This window comes from Erythrobacter sp. W36 (genome assembly GCF_057364935.1).
In genome coordinates this window covers 532,130-558,064 of record NZ_CP200281.1, presented here as the reverse complement: position 1 = coordinate 558,064, position 25,935 = coordinate 532,130, and the positions used below count along the sequence as shown (strand labels likewise).

The following is a 25,935-nucleotide window of genomic DNA, read 5'->3' as shown; positions in this document are numbered from 1 at the left end:
ATCCCGTCTTAAAATGCTAGGTTTGTACGTTTACGAGTCTTCGCTCGCTTGGTCTAGTGAACTGCTCTCCGCCGTATTTACAGGCTCGCTCGCGCGGTGGAAAGTGTAGCTCAAAGTGATCTGCTCAACATCGGCCATGAACTCATCTTCGAGCATAGCTGGATCGACATAATAGAGCACAGGCATGTGCACCTCTTCACCCGGCTGCAAAGTTTGCTGGGTGAAGCAGAAGCATTGAATCTTATGGAAGTATTTGCCCGCCTGCGAAGGCTCCACGTTGAACGTCGCTGTGCCAGTGATCGGCACGCGGCTGTTATTCTTCGCCACATAGGTTGCCATATCGCGCACACCGATCTGAACCTCGTCGGTCGCCTGCGATGGGCGGAATTCCCATGGCACATCGCGCGCCGTCGAGCCATCGAAACGGATCGACATGGTCCGCGTGCTGGCCAGCGCCGCCGCTTTTTCAGCCTCGGCAAAGGTGGCGACCTGCGTCGTGCCGCCAAAGCCAGTCACCCGGCAAAACAGGTCGTACAGCGGAACCGCCGCATAGCCGAGGCCGAGCATGGCCAGCGCGCCTGCGAAGGCGAAAATACCAACGCGAACGTTCTCGCGTTCTACCGATGGGTTTGCGGCTGTGCTCATCCAGCCTGTCCTCCAATACGGGCGATCGTAATCGCGTAAAACAGAACAACAAAAAACAGCAGAGTTCCGCCGACGACCCAATTGCGGGCCTTTTGGCGGCGCTTGGTTTCGGCTTCTTCGTCAGGGGTCATGCGAACCAACCCAAGTCGGCGAACCCTTGATAGGCCGCGACGCGGTCCACCACCAACGCGCCGAACAGCACGAAGAGGTAGAGGATGCTGAATTTGAACAGGCGCTTCTCCGGCACCATGTCATCATTCTCGCTCTTGGTGCGCGTGCCAACTTTCCAAGCGTAAGCGAAGAAGATCGCGGAAAGCACAATCGAGGTGACGCCGTAAATCGCATCGGTCCCGCCGATCAGCCATGGCGCGATCACGATTGGCGTCAGCACGATGGTGTAAAGCAGGATCTGACGGCGGGTCGCCTGCTCACCGGCAACCACCGGCAGCATCGGAATGCCAACCTTGGCGTAGTCAGACTTCATAAACAGCGCGAGCGCCCAAAAGTGCGGCGGCGTCCAGAAGAAGATAATCGCGAACAGCAGCACCGGCATCATGGTGATCTCACCGGTCACCGCGACCCAACCAATCATCGGCGGGAACGCACCTGCGCCGCCGCCAATAACGATGTTTTGCGGAGTGCGCGGCTTTAGCCACATGGTGTAGATCACGGCGTAATAGACGACCGCCACAGCCAGGATTGCCGCCGCCAGCCAGCCAATCGCAACGCCCATCAGGCCGATTGCAACAAGCGATAGGAAAATCCCGAAGTCGCGCGCATCATCGCGCCGCATCCGCCCACTTGGCAAAGGACGATTGGCGGTGCGCTTCATCCCCGCGTCGATATCGGCTTCCCACCAATGATTGATCGCAGCTGAGCCGCCCGCCCCCATCGCAATCGCGAGGATGGCGGTGAAGCCCAGTACAGGGTGGATCGAGCCAGGGGCCGCTAGAAGGCCGCAGATACCGGTGAAGATGACGAGAGTAAGCACGCGCGGTTTCGTGAGCGCGAAGAAGTCACGCCAATCAGTCGGCATAGGGCGCGCAGCGGCAGACATGGCCGCAACCTCGTCCACACCTGTACCCACAGAGCTGTTTGCGCTTGCACTCATATTAAAACCAGATCGCTGTTCGCGGCTCTCTCAATTTTGAAAGAAGCGCACCTAAACGGCGCGCCCCTTCCCGTTTCCTGTTGTTTCAGCGGAGCGATAAAGAAATCAGCGCGCCGCCAAATGGCCAGCCCTTAGGCGGTTGCTGGCTTGTCTTCGCGCGGCATGTGATCGTGATAATCGTGATGATCCTCAATCACTGGCAGCGTTTCAAACTGGTGGAATGGCGGCGGGCTAGACAATGTCCATTCGAGCGTTGTTGCGCCTTCACCCCATGGGTTGTTGCCAACCTTGCGGCCTGCCGTGAAGGCATAGGCCAGGTTGATAAAGAACAGCAGCATGGACGCCGCCATAATCATATAGCCCACGGTCGAAACTTGGTTCCAATAGGTGAACGCTTCCACATAGTCGGGATAGCGGCGCGGCATGCCCTGCATCCCCAGGAAGTGTTGCGGGAAGAAGATTACATTCACACCGATGAAGAAGCCCCAGAAGTGCAGGTGCGAAAGCAGTTCAGAATGCATCCGGCCGCTCATCTTCGGGAACCAGTAATAGAAGCCCGCGAAGAGCGAGAACACCGCCCCCATCGACAATACGTAGTGGAAGTGAGCAACCACATAATAGGTGTCGTGCAGGTTATCATCGATGCCGCCATTGGCGAGCACGACGCCGGTCACACCGCCAACAGTGAATAGGAAGATGAAGCCCATCGCCCAAACCATTGGTGATTTGAACTCCAAGCTGCCGCCCCACATCGTGGCAATCCAACTGAAGATCTTCACACCAGTTGGCACCGCGATCACCATCGTGGCCGCGGTGAAGTACATCTTCGTGTTTACGTCGAGGCCGACCGTGTACATGTGGTGCGCCCACACGATGAATCCGACGACGCCGATTGCGACCATGGCGTAGGCCATGCCGAGATAGCCAAACACAGGCTTGCGGCTGAAGGTCGCAACGATCTGAGAGATCATGCCGAAGCCCGGCAGGATCATGATGTAAACCTCTGGGTGACCAAAGAACCAGAACAAGTGCTGGTAGAGAACAGGGTCCCCGCCGCCCGCTGGGTCAAAGAAGGTGGTGCCAAAGTTACGGTCAGTCAGCAGCATGGTAATCGCCGCAGCCAGCACTGGAAGCGCGAGCAGCAGCAGGAATGCTGTGACCAGAACTGACCATACGAACAACGGCATTTTGTGCAGGGTCATACCCGGCGCGCGCATGTTGAAAATGGTCGTGATGAAGTTTGTCGCACCAAGGATCGAACCTGCGCCCGCTAAGTGCAAAGAGAAGATCGCGAAGTCGACCGCTGGCCCTGGAGAGCCCGTTGTCGAGAGCGGCGCATAGACCGTCCAGCCAACGCCTGCGCCCTGCCCGGTTCCGCCCGGCACAAACAGCGAGAAGACGAGGCTCAGGAAGCCAGCAACCGTGAGCCAGAACGAGATGTTGTTCATCCGCGGGAACGCCATATCTGGCGCGCCAATCATCAGCGGCACGAACCAGTTACCAAAGCCGCCGATCATCGCTGGCATGACCATGAAGAACACCATGATCAGACCGTGAGCGGTGATGAACACGTTCCACATATGCAGGTTAGCATTCTCAGACGGCTCACCGCCCATGAACGCCACTGCATCGCCAAGATATTGGATGCCTGGCGCGGCCAATTCCATCCGCATAACGCCAGAAATGGCGCCGCCCACGATTCCTGCGATAATCGCAAAGATCAGATAGAGCGTGCCGATATCCTTGTGGTTGGTCGACATAAACCAACGCTTGAAAAAGCTTGGCTTGTGATCCGCAGCATGTGCGTGATCATCGGTGTGAATGTCGAAACCTTCAGCGGTGGTTGCCATGGTTCAAATTCTCTCGGACTGTTTAATTCGTTAAATTCTTAAGTCTTACGACGCGGTGTCTTCAGCAGCAGCTTCGGCCGGAGCCTCTGCCACGGCATCGCCAGGCACTTCGCCGCCCTTGCTGCGGATCCAAGCCTCAAACTGCTCCATCGGCAGCGCCTCTACCGTGATCGGCATGTAAGCGTGACGCGCACCGCACAGCTCTGAACACTGGCCATAATACACGCCAGGCTCTTCAATTGTGAGCAATTTTTCATTGAGCTTAGCCAGGGACCGCATCCATTTTGAACCACAGCGAGGGCACAGCAAAAGCGTGGATCACGTCAGCAGCGGTTGTTTGCACGCGCAGCGGAACGCCGGCGGGCACGACCATGCGGTTGTCAACGGCCAGCTGATAAGGCTCGCCGCTTGCGTCGGCTTGCTCTTCGGTCAGCATGTTTGAGATGACCTCAAACTCGCCGTAGTCTGGATAGTTATACCCCCAATACCACTGGTATCCGGTCGCCTTGATCGTCACGGCGTTCTCGGGCGGCGTTTCATATTGCCGCGCCAGCAGCGAGATCGAAGGAACCGCAATCACCACCAGAATGATCACCGGAACAATCGTCCAGATCACTTCGATGGCGGTATTGTGAGTCGTTTTTGATGGGACAGGGTTGGCCGCCTTGCGGTAGCGGACCACCACCCATAGGAGCAGCGCAAGCACGAACAGGCTTATGATCGTGATGACCGGCATCAGGATCACATCATGCATCCACAGCGCGTATTTACCGTCAGCGGAATACTGATCCTGGAAGGTCAGGCTCTTCCACGCATCGTCTTCATACGCCGTTGGCATGCCCTTGCCTTCGGTCGGCGCCATTGGCGTGTAAGCCGCATTGGCATCCACCGCCGGGGTTTCTGCTTCAGCAACTTCGCCAGCATCGGCTTCTTGCGCAACCGCCATTTGAGGCATCAGTGCAATCGAAAGGGCTGCAAACAAAGCAACCATCGCAAGCGACGCACGGTCGAAAATATGACCCAGTTTCATGTGTCTAGTCTATCCGCTACTAATCCCATACTGCCCCTAACGCAGCGCTTTTGAACAAAGCCCTGCCAACAGCTTACGCATCGACACTTCTGCCAATGTTGGGTGCCTCTTAGCTGCGCTTGCTCACTGCCTCAAGCGCTTCTAGGGAGAAAATTATGCAAGCCACCATGTTTGGGGCGCAAGTTTGCAAAAAAGGTAGTGTTTTTACGCATGACTGAAGAAGAAGTTCTCGCTGAGTTTCGTGGTTCTGGCGCTTTGCTGGAGGGGCATTTCAAGCTCTCCTCGGGCCGCCATAGCGCGCACTATCTGCAATGCGCCCGAGTCCTGATGAACCCAGAACGCGCTGGTCGGCTCGCCCGTGCGGTGTGCGCAAACATCCCAAGAGAGGTGCGCGCGGCTGTGGATACTGTGGTTTCACCGGCCATGGGCGGCATCATTATCGGCCATGAAGTTGGCCGGTGCATGGAAAAAGACGCGCTGTTTCTGGAGCGTCCCGATGGTGAATTTCACTTCCGCCGGGGATTCGCATTGGAGCCGGGCGCCAAAGTGCTGATGGTGGAAGACGTGGTGACCACTGGCCTTTCCAGCCGCGAGGCAATTGCTGCCGTTGCGCGCGAAGGCGGCGAGGTCATCGCAGAATGCTCTTTGATTGATCGTTCCGGCGGAGAGGTGGACCTAGGTGTGCCCTTCTACCCATTGATTGCGATCAATTTCCCCACATATTCCGATGATGAAGTTCCCGCAGAACTTGCGGCTATCGCGGTGACGAAGCCGGGCAGCCGCAAGGAATAGGCATCCAGATATGACCGCGAAGCTCAGACTGGGCGTAAATATTGATCACGTCGCCACCATCCGCAACGCGCGCGGCGGCGACCATCCCGATCCTGTGCGCGCCGCGGAAATCGTCGCCAGTGTTGGCGGCGATGGGATCACCGCTCACTTGCGCGAAGATCGCCGTCATATTCGCGATGAAGACTTGGCCCGAATCCAGACCGCGACCGAGCTGCCGCTCAATCTTGAGATGGCTGCGACGCAGGAGATGCTAGAAATTGCGCTGCGGCACAAACCGCACGCGGCCTGCATCGTCCCAGAAAAGCGCGAGGAACGCACCACTGAAGGCGGCCTCGATGCTGCTGGATTGCACAACACCTTGGCGCCAATTGTTGAGGAATTGAAGGCAGCGGGCATCCGCGTCTCGCTGTTCATTGAGGCAACAGACCGCCAACTGGACGCGTCTTTGCGCCTTGGCGTGCCCGTCGTCGAGTTTCACACTGGCGAATACGCCCACGCCTTCTTAGACGGGGACAACGCAAAAATCGAAGCGGAGCTAAAGCGCATTTCCGACATGGCCGCTTTGGCCGCGAAAAACGGAATTGAGCCGCATGCGGGCCACGGACTGACCTTTGAGAATGTCCAGCCGATCGCCGCCATTCCTCAGATCGCAGAACTTAATATCGGGCACTACCTGATTGGCGAAGCAGTCTTCACTGGACTGGAGCCAGCGATCAGGCGGATGCGCGAGCTGATGGACGAGGCACGCTAGTGTGGCCGATGCCGACCGCCCAGACCTCCCCGATCTAACCGCTGAACAAAAGCGCTGGGCCTTTGGCGCGGCGGGCCTGTTCATTCTCAGCATCGGCTTTCTGGGATATGCTCTCTCGAACGGCGTGCTGGTCGCCTTCGCAATTGGCTGGGTGGCCCTACAGATTTTCGGCTATGTTGGATCGCTGAAACGCGGGGATGGCGATTTTGCCCACCCCTTGTTCAAGACCCAGGTAATGCTGCACGCGGCGGCTTTGGGTCTGTTGGTTATGGTAATGTCGCGGGCTTTGGGCGGATGAGAATGACGCATGGACAATAGTGCTGAGCAGAAAAAGCCGGGCTGGATGCTTGCCATCATGGTTTGCTGGTATGCGCTTTGCCTGCTCGGAACCGGCTTCATTGCGCTGATCGGCATGGCCTTCGGTTCAGAGGTTCACCGCGGCGATCCGATCCCATTGCTTGATACTTTGATAGTTATTGGCCCATTCCTGATCAACGTCGCTCTGCTGGTCGCGACTGTTGTGTTGTGGAACAAGGATAAAGTCCGGGAGGCGACCCTGCTGTGGGGCGCGAGCTTCCTCTTGGCTCTCGGCGCAATGGGATTTTTCAGCGGAGTGGCAATATGATCATCGGCACCGGATCGGACCTCTGCAATATTGAGCGGATCCAAAACTCGCTCGACCGGTTTGGTGCGCGGTTCGAGAACCGCGTCTTTACCGAGAAAGAGCGGGCCAAGGCTCAGCGCCGCCCCTTCACCATCGCTGGCACCTATGCAAAGCGATTCGCCGCGAAAGAAGCCTTTAGCAAAGCGGTCGGCACCGGATTTCGGCGCGGGGTCTTTATGAAAGACATTGGCGTGGTCAACGCACCCTCTGGCGCGCCGACCCTCGCGCTAACTGGCGGCGCGGCGAAGCGTCTTGCGGAAATGGTCCCGGAAGGCCATGAGGCGCATGTTCATCTGACCCTAACCGACGATCATCCATGGGCGCAGGCCTTCGTTATTATCGAAGCGCTGCCCATCCCCCAGACTTAACGAGCATTATGACTGAAGCCACGACAGTGACAGACACCAGCATCAAAACTGACGAAACGGCCGAAGAAAAGGTCAATTGGTTCGCGGAGCTTCGCGGGCTTCTGCTGATGCTGCTCGCGGTGCTGGCGTTTCACAGCCTGGTGGCAAAGCCGTTTTACATTCCATCAACTTCGATGATGCCGACCCTGCACGTTGGCGACCGCTTGGTGGTGAGCAAATATCCCTATGGTTGGTCATGGGCATCGGCGAGTTTTCACCTGCTGCCGCGCGGCGAATGGCGGGTTTTGGGCAGCACACCTGAATATGGCGATATCGTGATCCCGGTGCATCCGGTGCGAGACGAAGACTACATCAAGCGCGTGGTCGCCCTGCCCGGTGACACAATCGAGGTGCGCGAAGGGCAAATCATTCTCAATGGCGAGGCGATCAAGCGTGAGGTTGTGCCAGCGGTGCGCATCCCGTTTGAAGAAGAGCTAACCTGCGATGATCGCCCTTGCCTGACGGCGTTCGAACCATACCGGGCCCGCGAAGCCAGCGGCGCTCAATTCTACGAACCGCCCACCTACCGCGAGACGCTGCCCAATGGCGCGACGTATCTGACGATTGACCACATCGAGGGCCAACCGCACGACAATTTCGGGCCGCTGATGATCCCAGAGGGCGCTGTGTTCGTGATGGGCGACAACCGCGATCATTCCGCAGACAGCCGCGCTACCATCCCGCAGCGCGGCCTTGGCGGCGCAATCCCGCTCGAAAACATTGGCGGGCGCGCAGAATTCATCACCTTCTCGCTCGACGGCTCAACCACTTGGAACCCGGGCAGCTGGTGGAGCAGCTTGCGCGGTGACCGCGCTTGGACCACGCTGCGCCCTGCCATTGCCGAGCGCAGCGCAGCAGACAGCGAGTAAGCGAGCCAGCGCATGGCCAAGAAATTCCTCTATTTTATCGCGTTTTGCATCGTCGCCGCTCTGGTTGGTCGCATCGGCTGGGAAATGTTCAAAGGCGATTTGGCCGCCTTTGCCTTGGTGCCTGACACGGAATTTGTCGAACAAGAGGCCTTGGCTGACAACGCCTATGAAGACCCCGCGCTGTGGTATTCACGCCCCGGTATCGGCGTTACCGATCCCGCCCGGTGGCAACCCGCCTATGCGCAAGCATCAAATGAGGGTGAGACCACCGCTGGACGCGCGCCAGTGCAGCGGTCCGATGACGCCACGGCGTCAGATCTGCCTGATTTCGCGGTCTTCTTTATCCACCCGACCAGCTATCTCGAGCGCGCCAATTGGAACGCACCGATTGGATCGGAAGAGGCCGAGCGCGTCGCGAGACTTTATGTGCGCGGCATGGCCAGCCCATTTAACGCAGCGTCAGAGATTTGGGCGCCGCGCTATCGCCAAGCGACCATGGGCGCATTCCTCACCGACGCACCGGAGGGACAGCAAGCCATAGATGCTGCCTATGCCGATGTGCTGGAGGCCTATCGCTATTTCCTGAGTTCGCTGGACGAAGACACGCCAATCGCGCTTGTCGGGCACAGCCAAGGCTCGCTGCATCTGCTGCGCCTGCTGCGCGAAGAAGTCAGCGGCTCTGAGATCGCGCCGCGTGTCATTGCCGCCTACGCGGTCGGCTGGCCAATCTCGATCAAGCATGACTTGCTGGCCCTTGGCATGCCTGCCTGCACCGCAGCCGAACAGGCGGGCTGCGTACTATCGTGGTCGAGCTTCGCCGAGCCTGCCGATCCGTCCGACGTGATGGAAACCTACGCCAAATCGACCGGCTTTGACGGGACCCTGCGCGGGGATAGCAAGATACTGTGCACCAACCCGCTGACAGGGACGATTGGGGCAGAGGCGGCAATGGAAGCAAACCTCGGCACTTTGGTGCCCAACACTGATATCAGCGACGGCGAGCTCGTGCCCGGCGCGGTCCCTGCCCGCTGTGATGAGCGCGGCCTGCTCCTGATCGGCGACCCGCCCGAAATGGGCCCTTACGTACTGCCGGGCAACAATTACCACGTTTATGATATCCCCCTGTTTTGGGCCAACACACAGGCGGACATCGCTCGCCGAGCTCTGGCATGGCAAGCAGCGCGCTGATCACCGAAGACGCGGGCGAGTTTCGCAGCGCACTGCCTGATGGCGGGGCGCTCCTCGGCCTCGATCTTGGTACCAAAACCATCGGCACGGCGACCTGCGATGGCGGATGGCGATTTGCGACCAATCACACCACCTTGCCACGCGGCAAATTTGGCCGCGACCGCGAGGAACTGCGCAAAGTCATCAAGGACCGCAGCAGCGCCGGGATCGTCATTGGCCTGCCGCGCAATATGGACGGCAGCGAGGGGCCACGCGCGCAAAGCAGCCGCGCCTATGCTCGTAATCTTGCCGAGAGCTTCGATCTGCCGATCCTGCTGTGGGATGAGCGCTGGTCCACGCAGAGCGCCGAGGCGGCGATGATCGGTCAGGATATGAGCCGCGCCAAGCGTGCCGAAGCGATTGATAGCCACGCGGCCGCCGTGATCTTGCAAGGTGCAATCGACCGGCTGGCTGGCGGAGTGCTTTAGGGAGCGCTTGCGGCCGATTCCGCCCTCTTACCGCGCGCAATCTGTGCCAGCATCCGGCTGCCCGCCCCCTCTGCCTCTCGCCACAAAGCGTCGCGATCTTGCCGCTCGGTCAGAGCAACACTGCGCGCTTCAAAGCTGGCCTGCCGCAGGCGCTCACTCGGGTGATGGCGCCCCACCCATTCGGCATAATCCTGCGCTTCGTCGCTGCCAGTGGCCACCGCGATCCGCAGAAAAGCCTCGGTCGAATTGGGGCTGAGCACACGCTCAATCCGCTCTTCCTCCAGATCAAAGCCATATTGATCGTACCAATGCTGCGCCGGGTCGACATGCATCACATTGATCGAGACTGAGAGGCTTTCCGGCGGCAACTGGCTGTGGATGTCGCGGTGTGCGCGGTACAGCATCAGCTTGTTTTCAGACAACGCCGTGCGCTCCACAAAGGTCAGCTTTGCATCCTCGCCGGGATAGCCTGCGTGATCCGCATAATCATATTCGTAATAATCGCTGCGATAACCCGGCCCGAGATAGCCGCTGGTGAGAAACGAGAAATTGTGATCATGCGGAATGCCATAGACGAAGCTCTTAGCCCCGCTCGCCTTGAAACACAGATCGTCCTCCATGCGGCCAGATATTCGCACGCAGGAAAACATTGCTTAGGCCAGCGGGCTGAGCACGATGGACTGCGGGCCATAGCCGCTTTCCTGGCCGACTTCGCGGTGGCGATGCTTGATCTGATCAAGCAGCATATCGCCCAGAAAAGTGCGGTTGTTGGTCAGCGCGCGCAGGTAAGTCGCGGCCTGCTCTGTTCGCTCCTCGCAGGCCGGATCAAAGTCAATTCCGGCGAGCGCGTCGATGGTCTCATCTAGGCTAGCGACGCTGTCCGTTGGAGCTTCTATGATACGGGGCATGGTTCGGCCTCCTTCGCCAGATCGGCAAGCCGCGCATTGGCAGCGATCAGGGTTTGCTTGAGCGAGGCAGCAGGCTGAGCAATTGGATCATGCTGCCGCCCGGACAATCGGCCGAGCAGGGCCATTCCCTCGGCTGCATCCAGCGCCAAGGTCTGACGGACAGCTTCCCAGCGTAGGTCCGCATCATCACCCATAGACAGGGCCAGTTCCTGCATCACCGGCACTGCATCCCTGCGCTCCATAGCGCCCAGCACATCCACCGCCATAAAGTGTTGGCTGGAGCGCTTGTTCGCGCTGACTTGATGGATCAGCGTGCCGTCAGACAGCAGATATTCTCGCGATGGCATTGGCTTTGCCGGGATGCGGGTCAGCTGCAGCAACAGCATTGAGCCCTCAACCCTTAGAAATTCGCGGGTCTGCACACCCATGCGGCTGCGTGACACAACTCCCAGCTTCGTACGTAGTGGGACAAGAATTGATACGCGCCCGGCCTGAATGGATCCCGGTAAGCTGATGCTGCACCCCATGCGCTTTGCCCGCCAACACAATCTCGCAGACCTCGCGGTCGGCAAAAACCGCGCTTTGCGGCTCGGCGGCGGAGCTAAGCTCGCTGTAGACAAACAGGGAGAGCGTCGTGCCTCCGCTATTCATCAGCTGCAGCGTCGCCAATCCCGGAGCGACATTATGGCGCAGTGGAACCTGGCCCAGCGGCTGATCCATCAACGGCGCCAGCAATCCATTCGACCAATCACCAATAAAACGCGAAGCGGTCTCATAATTGCTGAGCACGCCTGACAAGGTCTCGCACATGCCCAGCGGCCTTCCCGCGTCATAGGCCTCCAGCTCCTCTTTAATAGCCATGACGTCGCTCCTCGATTGCCATTCCGCGACCGCGCGCGTCATCGGCATTTGCGCATGGCGCTGCAGAGTGGGATCACTCCGCAGCGCCGCGATATCAGGATGAATCTGCATCGCTTGCACTACCTGCTTAAACGACTGCAGCAGGCGGGATGGTGTCGTAGAGATAGACCATGATGACCACGATCCGGTCGTCATATGTCGCCCCAGACTGCAGCGCGGAACCAAACAGGCCGCTCGCGGTTTCCAGTCCAGGCAGCGAAGCGAGATCAATTTTAGCAAGGTTCATTTTGTTACCCTCCAAGGTTGCACCGAAACGGGATTGCCGCGGCGCAAGACCAAGAATGACCGGGCCGGAAGATTCGCTGAAATTAAAAGATTGTAATGTTGGAACGCTCGGGACAGAGGTCTGTTTATGAGCTCGCCCAAAGTCCGATTTGACCCTGCAGAGGCGTCGAAATTTTTCACCAAGCACGGCCATTCTGGCTGGCTGGGCCTGCGCTACCGCGACCACGGTGAGAACTGGGTGGAGCTGGAATTGCCCTGGCGAGAGGACTTGCTGGGCGAGGAAGATCGCGCCGTCCTGGCCTCTGGCCCGATCGTCAGCCTGATGGACATGGCGAGCGGGATGAGCATCTGGACGACAAAGGGCGATTTCACCCCCATCGCGACGCTCGACCTGAGGGTAGATTACCAGCGGCCGCATGAAAGAGCGCGCCGCCGTGATCGGCCGGGTTGAGTGCTATCGCACCACCAAATCAGCGGCGTTTGTCCGAGGGATTGCTCATGATGGCGACCCGGAAGACCCGGTCGCGCATGTCGCAGGCGTATTCATGACCATTGGCCGCGATCCACGCCAAGGCAAGGTTCCCATCGGCAAAGACGCCGCCAGCTCTGCGGGGACCGGCGATGAATAGCACTCACGACGATCCAGCCGCCGCTCTGGTGCTCCCTCCCTATGCCCGCGCTCTGGGTATTTCGCTTCATGGGCTGGAAGGCGACTTGCCGGTGCTAACAGTGGGATTTAGCTCCGTTATCGAGGGCAGACCAGGCGCATTCCATGGCGGCGCAACCGCCGGTCTGCTCGAAAACGCTGGCTATGCCGCATTGCGCGCTGTGCTGGTGCGCGAGGGCCGCAATCCGCAGCTCAAACCGGTCAATATCACCGTGCAATTTCTCGCAGCAGGCAAGCAAAAGCAGACCTACGCCGTGGGCCGGATCACCCGGCTTGGTCGCCGCAATGCCAATATCGCGGTTGAGGCGTGGCAGGATGATCGCGAGCGGCCAATAGCTACCGCGATCCTCAATATCTTGATGGCAGAGCGCGACTAACGATCCGGCGGCGCAGGCTCCAGATTAAGCCCGTCCTCATCAATTCTCAGTTCCAAGGGCACGCCCTCGACTTCGGTTGAGAAGGTGATCCCTTCTTCATCAAAGCTGATCTCTGAACCATTTTCGTCGATCACGATTGTTTCGCCCTCGCCGATATCGAGCGGCTGCACAGGACCTTCTGGATCAGGCGCGCTGGTGGGTTTCGGCGGCGCTAGCGACAAGGCGCCGCGCATGAACTCGCGCCATATGCGGGCCGGTGTTCCCCCGCCCGTTACGCCGCCAAGCGAGGAATTGTCGTCATTGCCGACCCACACGCCGACCACCAGATCGCCCGCGTAGCCGACAAACAGAGCGTCGCGGTAATTCTGCGTCGTGCCCGTCTTGCCGTAATTGGCAATCGGCAAAGTGGCGGCACGGCCTGTCCCGTTATTGATCGCCGCGCGCAGCATCTGCTCGATATTCTCATGCGTCCGCGCTGACAGGCTGTCCTCGCCTGATGTCAGCCAATCGAGCCAGCCCTCCTCTTCTTCCTCAAACGCATGGGGCTCAATCGGGAAAGTGTTACCAGCAAGGCCCGCATAGGCTGAGGTGAGTTCAAGCAAAGTCATGGATGATGTGCCGAGCGCGAGGCTTGGGTCGCCGACTGGCAGGCTAGACTCAACGCCTAGCGAGCGCGCAGTTGCGATCACTTGCTCGCTTCCAACAGCTTGGAACAGGCGAACAGTGGCAACATTGCTGGAGCTCGCAAACGCCTGTTCCAGGGTCAGTTCGTCGGAATATTTCTCGCCGGAGTTCTTCGGGCGGTAACTTCCCTGCTCAATAGCGGTGTTTGGAATGGTGTCATCCGGCTGCCAGCCGGCCTCCAGCGCGGCGAGATAGACGAACAGCTTGAAGGTCGAGCCCGGCTGCCTGCGGGCCTGCGTCGCGCGGTTGAACGGAGACTTCGCGTAATCCTTGCCGCCAACCATTGCCACAACCTCACCCGAGGGACGCATTGCGACCAAGGCGACCTGCGCATCGCCCAACTTCGCGCGGCCAACCACTCGGCTCGCGAGCGCTTGAAGGCGTGCATCCAAGGTCGTCGTTAGCGCCTGCTTGGCATAGCTTGCCTCAGCATTCTTGCGCGCAATCGGCAGCGCCCAATCGGCAAAATAGGTGCCCGTTGGCAGGGTATTGCGCGCCCGCACATCAAGCTTAGGCGAAGGCAGGCTCGCGGCATCTTCTGCCGTCAAATAACCCTCTTCCACCATGGAAGAAATCACCAGACCCATGCGCTCTTTCGCAAGGTCATAATTCTTTGTCGGCGCTAGCCTGCTTGGCGCCTTCAAGAGACCTGCAAGCATGGCCGCCTGCTCAGGCTTGAGGTTCTCTGGATGGCGATAGAAGTAATGCAGGCTGGCTGCGCGCAGGCCGTATTGATTGTCGCCAAAGTAGGCGTTGGAGAGATAGCGCTCCAGGATTTCATCCTTGGTCAGCCAGGTCTCCAGCCATAGCGCGATCAACGCTTCGCGAGCCTTACGCGTCATGCTTTGCTCTGGCGTGAGGAAGGTGAATTTCGCCAGCTGCTGAGTGATCGTGCTGCCGCCTTGGCGCGGCCCGCCAGACAGGTTTGACCAGGCCGCCCGCGCTATGCCGCGCGGATCAATCCCCCAATGCGAGTAGAACCGGCGGTCTTCAATCGCGAGGAACGCGCCGACCACATGCTCTGGCAATTCCTCAACCTCGACCGGTTCATCCACCACAGCGCCGCTGCGGGCAATCGGCGTCCCATCGCTGGCGAGCAGAGTGATTTGCGGCGGCGCAATTGGCTCAAGCGATTTTGACAGCGGCGCAGTGAACGCAAGCCAGCCGACAATCAGGAAGAAGCCGAGCAGGCACAGCGCAATCCCTCGCGCAAACCATTTGCGGCGTTTCTGCCATTTCGTCGCTGGGATCACAGGCGCTGGGTAATGGCCAGGCTCAATCTCTGGGGCAACATCATCGCCGGAGTCGCGCTTTGACCGGCGGCCCCAGCTCGGCAGGCTGGGCCATTTCAGCCAGCTGCGTTTGGGCTTTTGCCCGTGCTGACCCCAGTCGAACTTATTGTCGAAATCATCGAGCGCGCTGCCATAGGGATCTTGCAATGAGTAATAGCCCGCCTCTCGCCGGTCACCCGGCCTGGGGCTGATGCCTTCCTCATCGTCTGGTCGTTGCCGCCGAAACATACGCGCTGTATTATACGATTAATACAGCGCTTGCGAGCATTTTTTGCTGAGGCGGTGAGTTCGTCAGAACGTGAACGTCTCTAACCGGTCTTCGCGATGCCCTCCGGCAAATCCTCGTTGAAGACCCGCTGGTAATATTCGCTCACCAAAACGCGCTCCGCCTCGTCACATTTGTTGAGGAACGAAAGACGGAAGGCAAAGCCAAGGTTCTTGAAGATCGCGGCATTTTGCGCCCAGGTGATAACCGTGCGCGGGCTCATCACGGTTGAGATATCGCCGTTCATAAAGCCCTGGCGGGTCATGTCCGCAACCTTCACCATATCCGCGATTACCGCATCATCAGTGTCCGGCGTCTTCGATTTAACGATCTTCTGCTCGGTTTCAGCGGGCAGATAGTTGAGCGCGACCACGATGTTCCAGCGGTCCATCTGCGCTTGGTTGATCGCCTGCGTCCCGTGATACAGCCCGCTGGTATCGCCCAGGCCAACCGTGTTGGTGGTTGCGAACAGGCGGAAATAGGGGTTCGGCGTGATCACGCGGTTTTGGTCTAGCAGCGTCAGGCGGCCATCAAATTCCAGAATGCGCTGGATGACGAACATCACATCCGGGCGGCCCGCATCATATTCGTCAAAGGTTAGCGCAACCGGGTGCTGCAGCGCCCAAGGAAGAATGCCTTCTTTAAACTCGGTGACTTGCAGGCCGTCTTTGAGCACGATGGCGTCGCGCCCAATAAGGTCGATCCGGCTGATATGCGCGTCCAGGTTCACCCGGATGCTGGGCCATTTGAGCCGCGCGGCCACTTGCTCGATATGCGTCGACTTACCCGTGCCGTGATAGCCCTGAACCATCACGCGGCGATTGTGCTCAAACCCGGCCAAAATCGCGAGCGTCGTATCGGGATCGAAGACATAGCTTTCGTCGATCTCTGGCACATGCGCCTCTGCCACGCTGAAGGCGGGTACTTGCCAATCGACATCAATGCCGAATGTGTCGCGCACATCGACCGTCGTGTCGGGCTGAGGGGGAAGCGCGCTGCCGGCGCTGTCGAAGCTGGTGTCTGCAGGAGAATTCATCGTGCGGAACGGTTAGAGCGCGATTGGCGCGGCTGCAAGAAGCTGCGGCATGCTATTTTCACTAGGTCACAGGAATTTGTGCAGTTTTTTAGTCCGGAATGGCGATTTTGCTCAAATGCCCGCACTTCATCCAAAACCGCACGCCCTCTGCGCCTGACTTGAATTCGGTGCGCTGACCCGCTGGTAGCCTGATCCAGTCATTGCGGTGATAGGTTTCGCCCGCGTGGTTCAGTTCGCCCTCCAGTATCAGGATTTCCACGCCGCCGGCATCGCCCAATTCGGTCTCAGTGCCGGGCTCCCAGGCCTCGACAAACACCGCCTCCTGCGGCCGATCGACGATCTGGGCGCGGCTAACGCCCCCAACATTGAGATCAGCTGACAACTCCAAGCTGTTCAAATCCAGCGAGAATTGATCGGCATCGTCCTTCGCAAACTGCCACAGTTTCACAAAAATAGTGCAGCCCGGACCAGAGCGGGGGATGTGGTGCGTACCGATTGGGTTGCGCACATAAGTGCCCGCAGGATAGTCGCCATGCTCGTCCTGAAACACACCGTCGAGGACGATGAATTCCTCCCCGCCGGAGTGGGTATGCTCGGAAAAATGACTGCCCGCAGCGTAACGCACGATGCTGGTGGCGCGCGCGACCTCATCGCCAATCCGGTCTAGCATTCTGCGATCAACCCCGGCCATGGGCGAAGGCACCCAATCCATCTCGCCGGTGCGCACCATTACCGCCTCATCAAATTCTGCGTTGATTCTCATACATTCAAAATGGGCATTGGCGGCGGCATGTGAAGTGCAACTTGACCTCGCATTTGAACAACACACTGACTACATTGCCCATAATGGCTGATCCAATTGAAAAACTGCGACTGAAACTGGTTCAGCAAGTCCGCGATGTCTTCAATGATGCCAGCGCCGGGCAAAAGCCAGAGCCGCCTTCAGACGAGGCTCTGTTTGAGCGGGATACGCCGATCCGCATGGTGCATGCCGATCTGGTTGGGATGATGACCGGCGGCATTCGCAGCCTGCTGCTGCAAATGCTCCACCCGCATGCGCTCCAAGGCGTGCTCGACCATTCGAACTTTCGCGAAGATATGCATGGCCGCCTGCGCCGTACGGCAAAGTTCATCGCGGTGACCACCTTTGGCCACCGCGACCGCGCGATGGCGGCGATTGAGCGGGTCAATGGCATCCATGCTCAGGTGACCGGGACGCTGCCGGATGGATCATCTTACATCGCGAATGATCCGCGTACGCTCGCTTGGGTGCATGTGGCCGAGGCGCAAAGTTTCCTAGCGGGATATATGCGCCATGTGCGGCCGAATATGCCGCGCAGCGAGCAGGATGAGTATTACCGCCAGTTTGCGGTGGTCGCCCGCGCTCTGGGCGCATATCCAGTGCCCGAAACCCGGGCGGAGGCCGATGCGATTTTTCGGGAACTGCGCGTTGATCTGCGCCCTTCCCCAGAGGCGCGCGAGATCGCCAATTTGGTGCTCAACCAAAAGCCCGAAGGCACACCGCCGGGCGTGCAAGCCATGCTGGGCGGCGATGCTGTGGCGATGCTGCCGCCATGGGGCAGAAGCATGCTGGGGCTTAGCGCGCCCGGTCTCAGCGCCATCCCTGCGCGCGCCGCGACATGGGGCATGGGCCGGACCTTGCGCTGGGCATTTCGGCAGACTTGACCCGAATTCGCCAAATTGCTGCTATACAGATCCGCCGGATTTGAGGGAGGATTGAAATGTACGTAGCTGTCGCAGCGCTCTCAGTGCCTGAAGAAAACCGCGAAAAGTATCTCGAAGCCGCCGAATTCATGGCGAATTGGTCGATGGATCACGGCGCATTGGAAGTCATGGAAGCCTGGGAGCTTGATGTTCCCGAGGGCAAGACCACGGACTATCGCAAGGCTGTGAACGCACCTGAAGGAGAAAAGATCGTCACTGGCTGGGTGATCTGGCCGGACAAGGCAACTTTCGACAAAGCCAATGAAGCGATGATGGCGGGCGAAGGCTTCGAGAACCACTCCGGCGAGATGCCATTCGATGGTTCTCGCTTGATCTATGGCGGGTTTGAGCCCCTATTGACCAAGGGTCGCTAACGCCTAGCTGAAAGCACGCGCTTTGCGCAGCAATTGATAGGCCTCCACCACCTTGCCTAGGCGTGCTTCATATTTGCGGTCCCCGCCATTGCGGTCTGGGTGATAACGCCGCACGAGTTCTGAATATCGCTGGCGCAGGCGCGGCCGATCAGTATCTTGCCCCAGCCCCATAGCCTCAAGCGCGCCGATCTCTTCCGCAGAGAAACGCGTCCCGCCAAAGCCGTTGGGAGCAGCCTCTGCATCACGCCTAGCGCGCCCTTTTATCCCGGCGGCTCGCGCGGAGATCGCATCCAAGGGATCATCAAAATCGGCCCAGCGCGGCATGCCATCGATACCAGCGGTCGGCTTGAAACTTGGACTTTCGGTCTTCCAGCCGGATGCTGGCGATTGCGCGGCGAGAATTTCTTCTGCGTTCATGCCTTCGAACCAATCATAGCCCGAATTAAACTGGCGCACATGCTCCAGACACATCCAGCGCCATTCGCCGGGTCCGTCAAAGCCATTGGGGCGATTGCCTGGCGCGCGAAACTCGCCAGCCTCCTCGCAGCCCGGGGCTTCGCAATCGCGTGCAGCGTCTTCGTGACGTCCATGAAACTTGGCAGAGCGCATGAAAATAGAGCATGGGGTCTCAGAACCCTAAATCCAAGAGAGAGAACGCGATGAACGGCTCAATTGCCCAAGAAATGTCACAACTGCTGACGGAGGCTTTTTCGCCAAGCAAGCTCGATATCATCAATGACAGCGCGCAGCATTCTGGCCACGCTGGCGATGATGGCAGCGGCGAATCGCACTTCACCATTGTGATTGAGGCTTCGGCATTCGCTGAAATGAACCGGCTCGCCCGGCAGCGCGCGGTTATCGCCGCATTGGGTGACATTGTCGGCGAACGGGTGCATGCTGTTGCAATAAGGGCAAGTGTGCCGGAGAGTTAGAGCGAGCCAATCGCCGAACTTGTGCAGGGAAGCTGGGGAGCAGAGACAATGCGAGCTCATGATCAGGCACGCTGATGCTGCTGTCTCGCACCTACCACCCCTCGCCCGAAGTCGCGCCCTATATCAGGCGGTTCTATGTGTTTCAGGCGCAATTGCCCGAAGCCATGGTGATCGAGGATTTCCTGTTGGCAGAGACCGCCTTTGTGCGCTGCTTGGTTGAAGGTGATTGGTCCGGCGAAGTGGCTCCCGGCGAATGGTCCCGGCCCAGCGACACGTTGCTGTTCGGAGCCAATGCTGGCCCGTTTAAGGTTCGGGTAAAGGGTAGCTTCAACGTTGTCGGATTTGCCATTCGCCCCAGCGCATGGCGCGCGTTGTTTGCCGGGGATCATCCTGAATATGTTGACCGGATGTTGCCGCTGGAGGATGCATGGGGCGATCTCGCGAGTGAATTGCAGCGCGGAATCAATGCAGCGAGCAATGACGAGGCGAAAGTTGCCGCGATGGAAGCCATTATCCTGCGCCGCATCGAGGAACATGGGCACCCACAGGTCGACAAGCAGCTCGCCAAGTTTGAGGTATTCGCGCGAAGAGATAGCACCATCAGGATCGATCAGGCTGCCGACGACATTGGCATTTCCGTCCGTCAGCTAGAGCGCCGATGCAAGGACGCATTTGGCCTGACGCCAAAGGGAGTTCTGAGGCGCAGCAAGTTCCTCGACATGGCAGCGGCGATGCGCGGGTTTGGCAATGCCAGCGAGAAGGATTTGGCGCAGCTGCGCTATTTCGATCAGTCGCATCTCAATCGCGAGTTTCGCAAATTCACACGGATGACACCGGGGCAATTCAAGAATACCGTTACGCCATTACAGACCGTGCGGCCTGAAGCTGCGCGAAGAAAGCCGGAACGAGGACTAAGCGTATGCACGAAGCGGCAAAGAAGCGCATCCGGCGCGCGGCGAGGATTATTGTTCTCAGCCCTCAAAACCGCGCTCTGATGTTCCGCTTCGATGTCGCTGACAGGCCGCCGTTTTGGGTGACCGCTGGCGGCGAATGCGAAACAGGCGAGAGCTTCGAAGAGGCGGCGAGGCGCGAGTTGCTGGAGGAGACCGGCATAGTCGCCGATCCAGGCCCGCAAATCGCCCAGATCGAGCCAGAATTCATCACCGTCGAAGGCGAACCTGTGCGGGCCGATGAGCGCTATTTCATCGTGCGCGCGGATAGCGATCTAATCGATACCTCTCGCCACACCGATCTGGAACGCAAAGTAATGACACAGCACCGCTGGTTCACGATGGCCGAGCTTGAGAGCTGGCACGAAGCGATCTACCCAGAGAATATTGCAGCGCTGATCACCGCGCATGCCTGATAAGGAATGACAATGGACTACACCGGCAAAACCGTTTGGATCACTGGCGCATCTTCGGGAATTGGCGCGGCACTGTCGCGCGAATTGGCGCGGCGCGGTGCGCATTTGGTGTTGTCGGGCCGCGATGAAACGCGGCTTGCCGAAGTCGCGAGGGATTGCGGCGAGACATTGCTCCTGCCTTTTGACGTGCGCGATGACGCTGCGCTTGCCGAAGCAACGGCCAAAGCTGTCGCCTGGAAAGGCGGCGTCGACCTGGCGTTCGCCAATGCCGGTGTTTCTCAGCGCAGCCGCGCGCTCAACACAGACATGCAGGTCTACCGCGATATCATCGATATCGACCTCACCGCGCAGATCGCCTTCTCACAAGGCTTGATCGGACACATGGCCCAGCGAGGCTCTGGCGGCATCGCCTTTATCTCGTCCATCGCGGGCAAAGTCGGTGTGCCGATGCGCACAGCCTATAGCGCGGTGAAATTTGGCCTCGCTGGCTATGGCGATGCCCTGCGCGGAGAATTGTCGCAATCAGGCGTCAACGTGCACATGATCTATCCCGGCTCCGTCGCAACGAATGTCGCGCGCAATGCTTTGACAGCGGATGGCGCAAAACGGGGCCGCTCTGACGATGCGATCGACAATGGCATCTCCGCCGAAGATGCAGCGAACACAATGCTCGACGGGATTGCCGCTGGCGAACGCGAGATCATCGTCGCGCAAGGGGCTGAACTGGCGATGGGCGAGATGCGCCGCACGCCTGATGCTCTGTTCGACCAGATCGCTGGCATGGTCGCCAGCGGCTATATGGAGAAAATGGAGGCAGAGGATTGAGCGCGATGGAACAAAAACGCGTGCACCTCGCCAATGGTATTCATCTGGATGTGGTCGATGAAGGCCCGCTCGATGCCCCGGTCCTCATCTTCCTCCACGGCTTTCCCGAAAGCCACCGGACATGGCGCCATCAGATCGCGCATTTCAAGGATCGCTTCCGCTGTATTGCCCCCGATCAGCGCGGCTATCGCGGATCATCCAAACCGCAAGAGGTCGAGGCTTACACCCCAGACAAGCTGATCGGCGATATTTTCCTGCTCGCCGATGCCCTGAGCATTGGGAAGTTCACGATTGTTGGCCATGATTGGGGCGGCGCGATTGCCTGGGGCGTAGCGCTCGGCGGTCAGCATGTGCGGGTCGAACGCGCGGTGATCGCCAATGCGCCGCATCCCTCGATCTTCCAGAAATTGCTCTACACCCATCCGGGCCAGCGCGAGGCGAGCCAATATATTCGCGGGTTTAAGGACACAGCGAATGATGCGCTGATCAAGGACCAAGGCCTGACCGGCCTGATGCTGCAAGAAGTGAAGTGGGACCGCCCGGCCGCGATGGAGCCGGAAGAACGCGAGGCTTTGCTGCGCGATTGGCAGAACCGCGATGCCGCCTTTGGCATGATCAATTATTACCGCGCCAGCCCGATGACGGTGCCGACAATGGATGAACCTTTTGAGGTGCCATCGGATTACTCTGGGCCGGATTTGCCGCAGCTGACCATCCCGACATTGGTAATCTGGGCGATGGACGACTTGGCTTTGCCTGCCGAAAACCTCGATGGGCTGGACGAGCTCATTGACGACCTAACCATCGAACAAGTGCACGATTGCGGGCATTTTGTGCCTTGGGAAGCACCGGCGAAGGTCAACGCGGCCATGGATAAATTCCTAGCCAGCTAGTCGCCTCTAGCCCCCGCTCCACTCTACCCAGGCGCCGTGCGGATGCGCGTGGGCGAGGCAAACCTCCTCTTCACCGCCGGGCCAGTAGCGAACCCTCAGTTCGTGACGGAATGTCGCAGGATCGGTTTCAAGCGCGATCCATGCGAGCGGTTTCTCGGCGCTCGCCTTCTCGCCAGCCGCCATAATCGCCGCTGTGATCTCATTCTGAGTGCCCTCGGGCATATACTGCCACATGATCGAGTGAAACATGACGCGGGTCGTGCCGGGTTCTTGCGGCTTGGCCAATTGCTCCCGCACGAATTCGCTCGCATCCATTTGCACGACATCGGGCGCGCGCTCTCCGGCTAGCTGAATCGCGGCATCAATCCGCTGCATCCGCTCCTGCGCGTCCGGCCAGACATAGCTCTTAAGCCGCAGAGCCGCATCCGTATCGCTTAGGTCAATCGGCCCAATATCGCAGCCGCAGATGGCTGTGATCTCTATTTCGGCGGCAGGCGGCGATGCTCCTCGCCATTCAGGTTTAATCTGCATTGGAGAGCTTGGCGGTCCGCTTTCCGTTTCGCCCAAGCGGTAAAAATAGCGGTCCATCATAGTGTTGACCCCGGCACTTGCTCCAAGTTCAAACATATCGAACTTCGCAGGCACGCGGCCAGCCAGCCACAGCAAACCGGCCATGATGCTGGCAGAGCGCCCAGCCTCATTGGTTTGCGGCGGTCCATCGAGCCATGGGGCAAGCGCCGCATCATGCGCGTCTACCACCGCGCAAACGAGCGCATCGACCTCAGCCTGATCGGTGATTTCGCCGCGGTAAACTGGAGCCAAACGATCGTCCGCGGCGCTGAGAAGCAGATAGTGCAAACCTCCCGCAATTCTGAGCGGCATGGCATCCTTCAGAGTTAGGCCTGGCCAGTTCGTCATCCGCTGAGCGACGGCAGTGTCGCCTTCTACGGCGGCAGCCAAAGCGCGGACAATTCGCGCGGTGCACGGCGCACCATTTTCCTCGGCATGGGCCGCCTGCCAGTCCAGCGCCGCGTCAAAGTCTGAGGTGTCCATAATCGCCCCGTTACTCATGCCCTGTCACTCATGCAACGCGTCTCCTCACTATGTTGGTGGCACGATCAAAGGCAGGTTTACCTGATCGTCCGTGTTGCCCTTTGGCAGTGCAATGCCTAAGTGCGGCTCCGCAATGACTACGGACAATTCAGGCCAGCTCACCTTTGCCATTCCCAAGGGGCGGATCCTCGATGAGGCTCTGCCTGTAATGGCGCGCGCCGGTGTTGAGCCCGAGGCCGCGTTTCACGACAAGAGCAACCGCGCGCTGAGCTTTGCCACAAATCGCGCCGATATGCGACTCATCCGGGTCCGCGCGTTTGATGTGGCAACCTTCGTGGCGCACGGCGCGGCGCAGGTTGGAATTGTTGGCTCCGACGTGATTGAAGAATTTGATTACGCTGATCTTTACGCGCCAGTGGACCTTGATATCGGCCATTGCCGCCTCTCGGTTGCGCAGCGTGTGGATGACACGGAAGAGCAGTCCAGCGCGAGCCACCTTCGGGTTGCGACCAAATACCCCAGCCTAACCCGGCGCCATTTTGAGGCGCAAGGCATTCAGGCCGAATGCGTGAAGCTCAATGGCGCGATGGAACTCGCCCCGTCACTTGGCCTCGCGCGCCAGATCGTTGATCTGGTGTCGACCGGACGGACGCTGAAGGACAATGGCTTAGTCGAGACATCGAAGATCATCGATATCTCTGCCCGGCTGATCGTGAACCGCGCGGCGCTGAAGACCGATCCGCGTGTCGCTGAGCTTGTCGCCGCCTTCCGCGCCGATATGGAAGCGCAAGCCGCCGAAAAGCAGGTTGCATAATGCAAAAGCTGTCGACCAAAGATGCCGATTTTGAGCAGCGCTTCGCCAAGATCGTCAATTCCCGGCGCGAAAGCGGCGAGAACGTCTCTGGCAAAGTCAGCGATATTCTCGCGCGCGTCAAAGCAAAGGGCGATGCGGCGCTGGTCGAATACAGCCAGCGCTTTGATGGGCACAGCCTGAGCACCGACGAAGACTGGTCGATCTCGCCCGAAAGCTGCGAAGCAGCGTATAACGCTCTTGAGCCGGAATTGCGCGACGCCCTGAACCTCGCCGCTGCCCGGATTGAGGCCTATCACCGCGATCAAATCCCGGCGAACCGCGACTTCACCGATGAAGCTGGCGTACGCCAAGGCGCGGTGTGGCGCAGCGTCGATGCCGCCGGGCTGTATGTGCCGGGCGGGCGCGCGGCCTATCCCTCGTCGCTGCTGATGAATGCGATTCCGGCTAAGGTCGCAGGCGTTGAGCGGATTGTTGTCGTCACGCCGACGCCCAAGGGCAATTCCAATCCGCTGGTTCTCGCCGCCGCGCATGTCGCAGGCGTCAGCGAGATTTGGCGCGTTGGCGGAGCGCAAGCGGTCGGCGCGCTGGCTTATGGCACCGAGCGGATCAAGCCGGTGGATGTGATCACGGGCCCCGGCAATGCCTATGTCGCGGAGGCCAAGCGCCAGCTTTACGGCGTGGTCGGCATCGACATGGTCGCAGGGCCAAGCGAAATTCTGGTGATCGCTGATTGCGACAATGACCCAGACTGGATCGCCGCCGATCTGCTGAGCCAGGCAGAGCATGACCCGACTTCTCAGTCCATTCTGATCACCAATGACGCTACCTGCGCCGCTCAGGTTGAAGACCGCGTGACTGTACAGCTGTCGCAGCTCGCAACGGGCAAAACCGCCAAGCAAAGCTGGGACGATCACGGTGTGATTATTCTGGTCGAAGACTTGGACGAGGCGCCTGCGCTCGCGGACCGACTAGCCGCTGAGCACGTCGAACTCGCTGTGGCTGATCCCGAGGCGCTGTTTTCGAAGATCAATCACGCGGGCAGCGTGTTCCTCGGTCGGATGACACCAGAGGCCGTGGGCGATTACGTCGCCGGGCCCAATCACGTATTGCCAACCGGCTGGCGCGCGCGCTTTTCCAGCGGGCTGTCCGTGCTCGACTTCATGAAACGCACCAGCTTTATCGCGCTGGATGACGACGCATTTGCCGCGATCGGTCCGGCGGCGGCGACCCTCGCCCATGCAGAGGGCTTGCCCGCGCATGCCAAATCAGTGGAACTTCGCCTGAAATGAACACGCCCGCCCGCTCTCAAGCCCGCTCAACCGCGCGGCTCGCCGCTGTCCAGGCGCTCTATCAGATGCAGATGGAGGGGACGGCGCTCGCGAAACTGCTGGATGAATTTCATCAGCACCGCCTTGGCAAGACCATCGATGAAGATGAGTTTGCCGATGCCGAGGTAGAGTTCTTCGATGATATCGTACGCGGGGTTGATGCCCGCCGCGAAGAAATTGATGCGTTGGTGATGGCGAAACTGGCAGATGGCTGGACATTAAAACGCCTCGACAAGACGATGCTGCAAATCCTGCGCGCCGGAACATACGAATTGCTCGCCCGCAATGATGTGCCAGCCGCCGCGGCCATCAACGAATATGTCGATGTGGCGAAAGCATTCTTCGACGACCGCGAGGCAAAATTCGTGAACGGTATTTTGGATGCCGCAGCGAAGGGTGCCCGTAGTTAATCTCTGCGACGCACGTTCGACCACGCTAGTTGAACCTAATTCACTACGCGTTCATCTTTAGAAGCG

The 25,935-nt window shown here is 59.2% G+C and carries 35 protein-coding genes and 1 pseudogene; 21 read left to right on the top strand and 15 right to left on the bottom strand.

The window, feature by feature from the left end; all coding sequences use genetic code 11:
* Positions 1–30: 30 nt before the first annotated feature.
* The 5 genes and pseudogenes from AC0V6U_RS02710 to coxB form a co-directional block, all read right to left on the bottom strand.
* A complete protein-coding gene (locus AC0V6U_RS02710; RefSeq protein ID WP_472644694.1) occupies positions 31–645 on the bottom strand; it encodes a cytochrome c oxidase assembly protein in 615 nt (204 codons plus the stop codon).
* Entirely contained in the window at positions 642–776 is a 135-nt protein-coding gene (locus AC0V6U_RS02705; RefSeq protein WP_472639265.1) for a hypothetical protein, read from the bottom strand. Before AC0V6U_RS02705 ends, AC0V6U_RS02710 begins: the two co-directional genes overlap by 4 nt.
* Positions 773–1,702, bottom strand: a complete 930-nt coding sequence (locus AC0V6U_RS02700) for a heme o synthase (RefSeq protein WP_472645687.1) — start codon at positions 1,700–1,702, stop codon at positions 773–775. Before AC0V6U_RS02700 ends, AC0V6U_RS02705 begins: the two co-directional genes overlap by 4 nt.
* A gap of 185 nt (positions 1,703–1,887) precedes the next feature.
* Positions 1,888–3,606, bottom strand: a complete 1,719-nt coding sequence (gene ctaD, locus AC0V6U_RS02695) for a cytochrome c oxidase subunit I (protein WP_472644693.1) — start codon at positions 3,604–3,606, stop codon at positions 1,888–1,890.
* A 45-nt stretch (positions 3,607–3,651) separates the two neighbouring features.
* A pseudogene (gene coxB / locus AC0V6U_RS02690) lies at positions 3,652–4,636 on the bottom strand (cytochrome c oxidase subunit II).
* A 210-nt stretch (positions 4,637–4,846) separates the two neighbouring features.
* Between coxB and pyrE the strand changes: the two are divergent.
* The 8 genes from pyrE to ruvX are packed head-to-tail and all read left to right on the top strand — an operon-like array spanning position 4,847 to position 9,774.
* On the top strand, positions 4,847–5,428 hold the full coding sequence (gene pyrE, locus AC0V6U_RS02685; RefSeq protein WP_472644692.1) for an orotate phosphoribosyltransferase: 582 nt from the start codon (positions 4,847–4,849) through the stop codon (positions 5,426–5,428).
* Between the two features lie 10 nt (positions 5,429–5,438).
* The gene (locus AC0V6U_RS02680; protein WP_472644691.1) at positions 5,439–6,179 is read left to right on the top strand and encodes a pyridoxine 5'-phosphate synthase; all 741 of its coding nucleotides are present in this window, start codon (positions 5,439–5,441) and stop codon (positions 6,177–6,179) included.
* 1 nt (position 6,180) lies between these two features.
* The gene (locus AC0V6U_RS02675; protein ID WP_472644690.1) at positions 6,181–6,477 is read left to right on the top strand and encodes a pyridoxal phosphate biosynthetic protein; all 297 of its coding nucleotides are present in this window, start codon (positions 6,181–6,183) and stop codon (positions 6,475–6,477) included.
* Positions 6,478–6,486: 9 nt separating this feature from the next.
* A complete protein-coding gene (locus AC0V6U_RS02670) occupies positions 6,487–6,804 on the top strand; it encodes a hypothetical protein (protein WP_472644689.1) in 318 nt (105 codons plus the stop codon).
* Positions 6,801–7,211, top strand: coding sequence for a holo-ACP synthase (gene acpS, locus AC0V6U_RS02665; RefSeq protein WP_472644688.1), 411 nt, complete (start codon positions 6,801–6,803; stop codon positions 7,209–7,211). The genes AC0V6U_RS02670 and acpS overlap by 4 nt, the downstream gene beginning before the upstream one ends.
* An 8-nt stretch (positions 7,212–7,219) precedes the next feature.
* Entirely contained in the window at positions 7,220–8,119 is a 900-nt protein-coding gene (gene lepB, locus AC0V6U_RS02660; RefSeq protein WP_472644687.1) for a signal peptidase I, read from the top strand.
* 12 nt (positions 8,120–8,131) lie between these two features.
* Positions 8,132–9,307 (top strand): DUF3089 domain-containing protein, encoded by a 1,176-nt coding sequence (locus AC0V6U_RS02655; protein ID WP_472644686.1) that lies wholly within the window; start codon positions 8,132–8,134, stop codon positions 9,305–9,307.
* Positions 9,289–9,774, top strand: a complete 486-nt coding sequence (ruvX, locus tag AC0V6U_RS02650) for a Holliday junction resolvase RuvX (RefSeq protein ID WP_472644685.1) — start codon at positions 9,289–9,291, stop codon at positions 9,772–9,774. The genes AC0V6U_RS02655 and ruvX overlap by 19 nt, the downstream gene beginning before the upstream one ends.
* Here ruvX and AC0V6U_RS02645 read toward each other — a convergent pair.
* Genes AC0V6U_RS02645 through AC0V6U_RS02625 form a run of 5 tightly spaced genes read right to left on the bottom strand, consistent with a single transcriptional unit; the run spans position 9,771 to position 11,829 of the window.
* Positions 9,771–10,412 carry a hypothetical protein gene (locus AC0V6U_RS02645; RefSeq protein WP_486169361.1) on the bottom strand — a complete coding sequence of 214 codons (642 nt, stop codon included), beginning with the start codon at positions 10,410–10,412 and terminating at the stop codon, positions 9,771–9,773. The genes ruvX and AC0V6U_RS02645 overlap by 4 nt on opposite strands.
* Positions 10,413–10,427: 15 nt before the next feature.
* The gene (locus tag AC0V6U_RS02640) at positions 10,428–10,682 is read right to left on the bottom strand and encodes a hypothetical protein (protein ID WP_472644683.1); all 255 of its coding nucleotides are present in this window, start codon (positions 10,680–10,682) and stop codon (positions 10,428–10,430) included.
* Positions 10,667–11,068, bottom strand: coding sequence for a hypothetical protein (locus AC0V6U_RS02635; protein ID WP_472644682.1), 402 nt, complete (start codon positions 11,066–11,068; stop codon positions 10,667–10,669). The genes AC0V6U_RS02640 and AC0V6U_RS02635 overlap by 16 nt, the downstream gene beginning before the upstream one ends.
* Before the next feature lie 7 nt (positions 11,069–11,075).
* Positions 11,076–11,654, bottom strand: a complete 579-nt coding sequence (locus AC0V6U_RS02630; RefSeq protein WP_486169360.1) for a hypothetical protein — start codon at positions 11,652–11,654, stop codon at positions 11,076–11,078.
* Positions 11,655–11,670: 16 nt separating this feature from the next.
* Complete coding sequence (locus AC0V6U_RS02625; protein ID WP_472644680.1) at positions 11,671–11,829, bottom strand: hypothetical protein; 159 nt, start codon at positions 11,827–11,829, stop codon at positions 11,671–11,673.
* Positions 11,830–11,955: 126 nt separating this feature from the next.
* Between AC0V6U_RS02625 and AC0V6U_RS02620 the strand changes: the two genes are divergently transcribed.
* Genes AC0V6U_RS02620 through AC0V6U_RS02610 form a run of 3 tightly spaced genes read left to right on the top strand, consistent with a single transcriptional unit; the run spans position 11,956 to position 12,872 of the window.
* Positions 11,956–12,279: a PaaI family thioesterase gene (locus tag AC0V6U_RS02620; RefSeq protein ID WP_472644679.1), complete on the top strand. Its 324-nt coding sequence runs from the start codon at positions 11,956–11,958 to the stop codon at positions 12,277–12,279.
* A complete protein-coding gene (locus AC0V6U_RS02615; RefSeq protein WP_486169359.1) occupies positions 12,263–12,457 on the top strand; it encodes a hypothetical protein in 195 nt (64 codons plus the stop codon). Before AC0V6U_RS02620 ends, AC0V6U_RS02615 begins: the two co-directional genes overlap by 17 nt.
* The gene (locus AC0V6U_RS02610) at positions 12,450–12,872 is read left to right on the top strand and encodes a PaaI family thioesterase (RefSeq protein ID WP_472644677.1); all 423 of its coding nucleotides are present in this window, start codon (positions 12,450–12,452) and stop codon (positions 12,870–12,872) included. The genes AC0V6U_RS02615 and AC0V6U_RS02610 overlap by 8 nt, the downstream gene beginning before the upstream one ends.
* On the opposite strand, the gene AC0V6U_RS02605 is transcribed toward AC0V6U_RS02610, so the two are convergent.
* From AC0V6U_RS02605 to AC0V6U_RS02595, 3 genes are all read right to left on the bottom strand, one after another.
* The gene (locus AC0V6U_RS02605; protein ID WP_472644676.1) at positions 12,869–15,076 is read right to left on the bottom strand and encodes a transglycosylase domain-containing protein; all 2,208 of its coding nucleotides are present in this window, start codon (positions 15,074–15,076) and stop codon (positions 12,869–12,871) included. The two genes, AC0V6U_RS02610 and AC0V6U_RS02605, sit on opposite strands and share 4 nt — an antisense overlap.
* 80 nt (positions 15,077–15,156) lie before the next feature.
* Entirely contained in the window at positions 15,157–16,149 is a 993-nt protein-coding gene (gene cobS / locus AC0V6U_RS02600; protein ID WP_472644675.1) for a cobaltochelatase subunit CobS, read from the bottom strand.
* An 88-nt stretch (positions 16,150–16,237) separates the two neighbouring features.
* The gene (locus AC0V6U_RS02595) at positions 16,238–16,912 is read right to left on the bottom strand and encodes a cupin domain-containing protein (protein ID WP_472644674.1); all 675 of its coding nucleotides are present in this window, start codon (positions 16,910–16,912) and stop codon (positions 16,238–16,240) included.
* An 83-nt stretch (positions 16,913–16,995) separates the two neighbouring features.
* Here AC0V6U_RS02595 and AC0V6U_RS02590 point away from each other — a divergent pair, with 83 nt between their 5' ends.
* Positions 16,996–17,835 (top strand): oxygenase MpaB family protein, encoded by an 840-nt coding sequence (locus AC0V6U_RS02590; RefSeq protein WP_472644673.1) that lies wholly within the window; start codon positions 16,996–16,998, stop codon positions 17,833–17,835.
* Positions 17,836–17,891: 56 nt separating this feature from the next.
* Positions 17,892–18,248, top strand: coding sequence for a DUF1428 domain-containing protein (locus AC0V6U_RS02585; protein WP_472644672.1), 357 nt, complete (start codon positions 17,892–17,894; stop codon positions 18,246–18,248).
* 3 nt (positions 18,249–18,251) lie between these two features.
* Here AC0V6U_RS02585 and AC0V6U_RS02580 read toward each other — a convergent pair whose 3' ends face one another.
* Positions 18,252–18,857 carry a J domain-containing protein gene (locus tag AC0V6U_RS02580; protein WP_472644671.1) on the bottom strand — a complete coding sequence of 202 codons (606 nt, stop codon included), beginning with the start codon at positions 18,855–18,857 and terminating at the stop codon, positions 18,252–18,254.
* A gap of 50 nt (positions 18,858–18,907) precedes the next feature.
* Here AC0V6U_RS02580 and AC0V6U_RS02575 point away from each other — a divergent pair, with 50 nt between their 5' ends.
* The 5 genes from AC0V6U_RS02575 (at position 18,908) to AC0V6U_RS02555 (ending at position 22,264) form a co-directional block, all read left to right on the top strand.
* Complete coding sequence (locus tag AC0V6U_RS02575) at positions 18,908–19,180, top strand: BolA family protein (protein ID WP_472644670.1); 273 nt, start codon at positions 18,908–18,910, stop codon at positions 19,178–19,180.
* 74 nt (positions 19,181–19,254) lie between these two features.
* A complete protein-coding gene (locus tag AC0V6U_RS02570) occupies positions 19,255–20,175 on the top strand; it encodes a helix-turn-helix domain-containing protein (RefSeq protein WP_472644669.1) in 921 nt (306 codons plus the stop codon).
* Positions 20,175–20,546 carry an NUDIX hydrolase gene (locus AC0V6U_RS02565; protein WP_472644668.1) on the top strand — a complete coding sequence of 124 codons (372 nt, stop codon included), beginning with the start codon at positions 20,175–20,177 and terminating at the stop codon, positions 20,544–20,546. Before AC0V6U_RS02570 ends, AC0V6U_RS02565 begins: the two co-directional genes overlap by 1 nt.
* 12 nt (positions 20,547–20,558) lie before the next feature.
* Positions 20,559–21,371 carry an SDR family NAD(P)-dependent oxidoreductase gene (locus tag AC0V6U_RS02560; protein WP_472645686.1) on the top strand — a complete coding sequence of 271 codons (813 nt, stop codon included), beginning with the start codon at positions 20,559–20,561 and terminating at the stop codon, positions 21,369–21,371.
* Between the two features lie 5 nt (positions 21,372–21,376).
* The gene (locus AC0V6U_RS02555; protein ID WP_472644667.1) at positions 21,377–22,264 is read left to right on the top strand and encodes an alpha/beta fold hydrolase; all 888 of its coding nucleotides are present in this window, start codon (positions 21,377–21,379) and stop codon (positions 22,262–22,264) included.
* A gap of 6 nt (positions 22,265–22,270) precedes the next feature.
* Here AC0V6U_RS02555 and AC0V6U_RS02550 read toward each other — a convergent pair whose 3' ends face one another.
* Positions 22,271–23,335, bottom strand: coding sequence for a DUF2332 domain-containing protein (locus tag AC0V6U_RS02550; RefSeq protein WP_472644666.1), 1,065 nt, complete (start codon positions 23,333–23,335; stop codon positions 22,271–22,273).
* Positions 23,336–23,450: 115 nt separating this feature from the next.
* On the opposite strand from AC0V6U_RS02550, the gene hisG reads away from it, so the two are divergent.
* Genes hisG through nusB form a run of 3 tightly spaced genes read left to right on the top strand, consistent with a single transcriptional unit; the run spans position 23,451 to position 25,869 of the window.
* Complete coding sequence (hisG, locus tag AC0V6U_RS02545; protein WP_472644665.1) at positions 23,451–24,131, top strand: ATP phosphoribosyltransferase; 681 nt, start codon at positions 23,451–23,453, stop codon at positions 24,129–24,131.
* Entirely contained in the window at positions 24,131–25,420 is a 1,290-nt protein-coding gene (hisD, locus tag AC0V6U_RS02540) for a histidinol dehydrogenase (RefSeq protein ID WP_472644664.1), read from the top strand. The genes hisG and hisD overlap by 1 nt, the downstream gene beginning before the upstream one ends.
* A complete protein-coding gene (gene nusB / locus AC0V6U_RS02535; protein ID WP_472644663.1) occupies positions 25,417–25,869 on the top strand; it encodes a transcription antitermination factor NusB in 453 nt (150 codons plus the stop codon). The genes hisD and nusB overlap by 4 nt, the downstream gene beginning before the upstream one ends.
* The last annotated feature ends 66 nt before the right edge of the window (positions 25,870–25,935 follow it).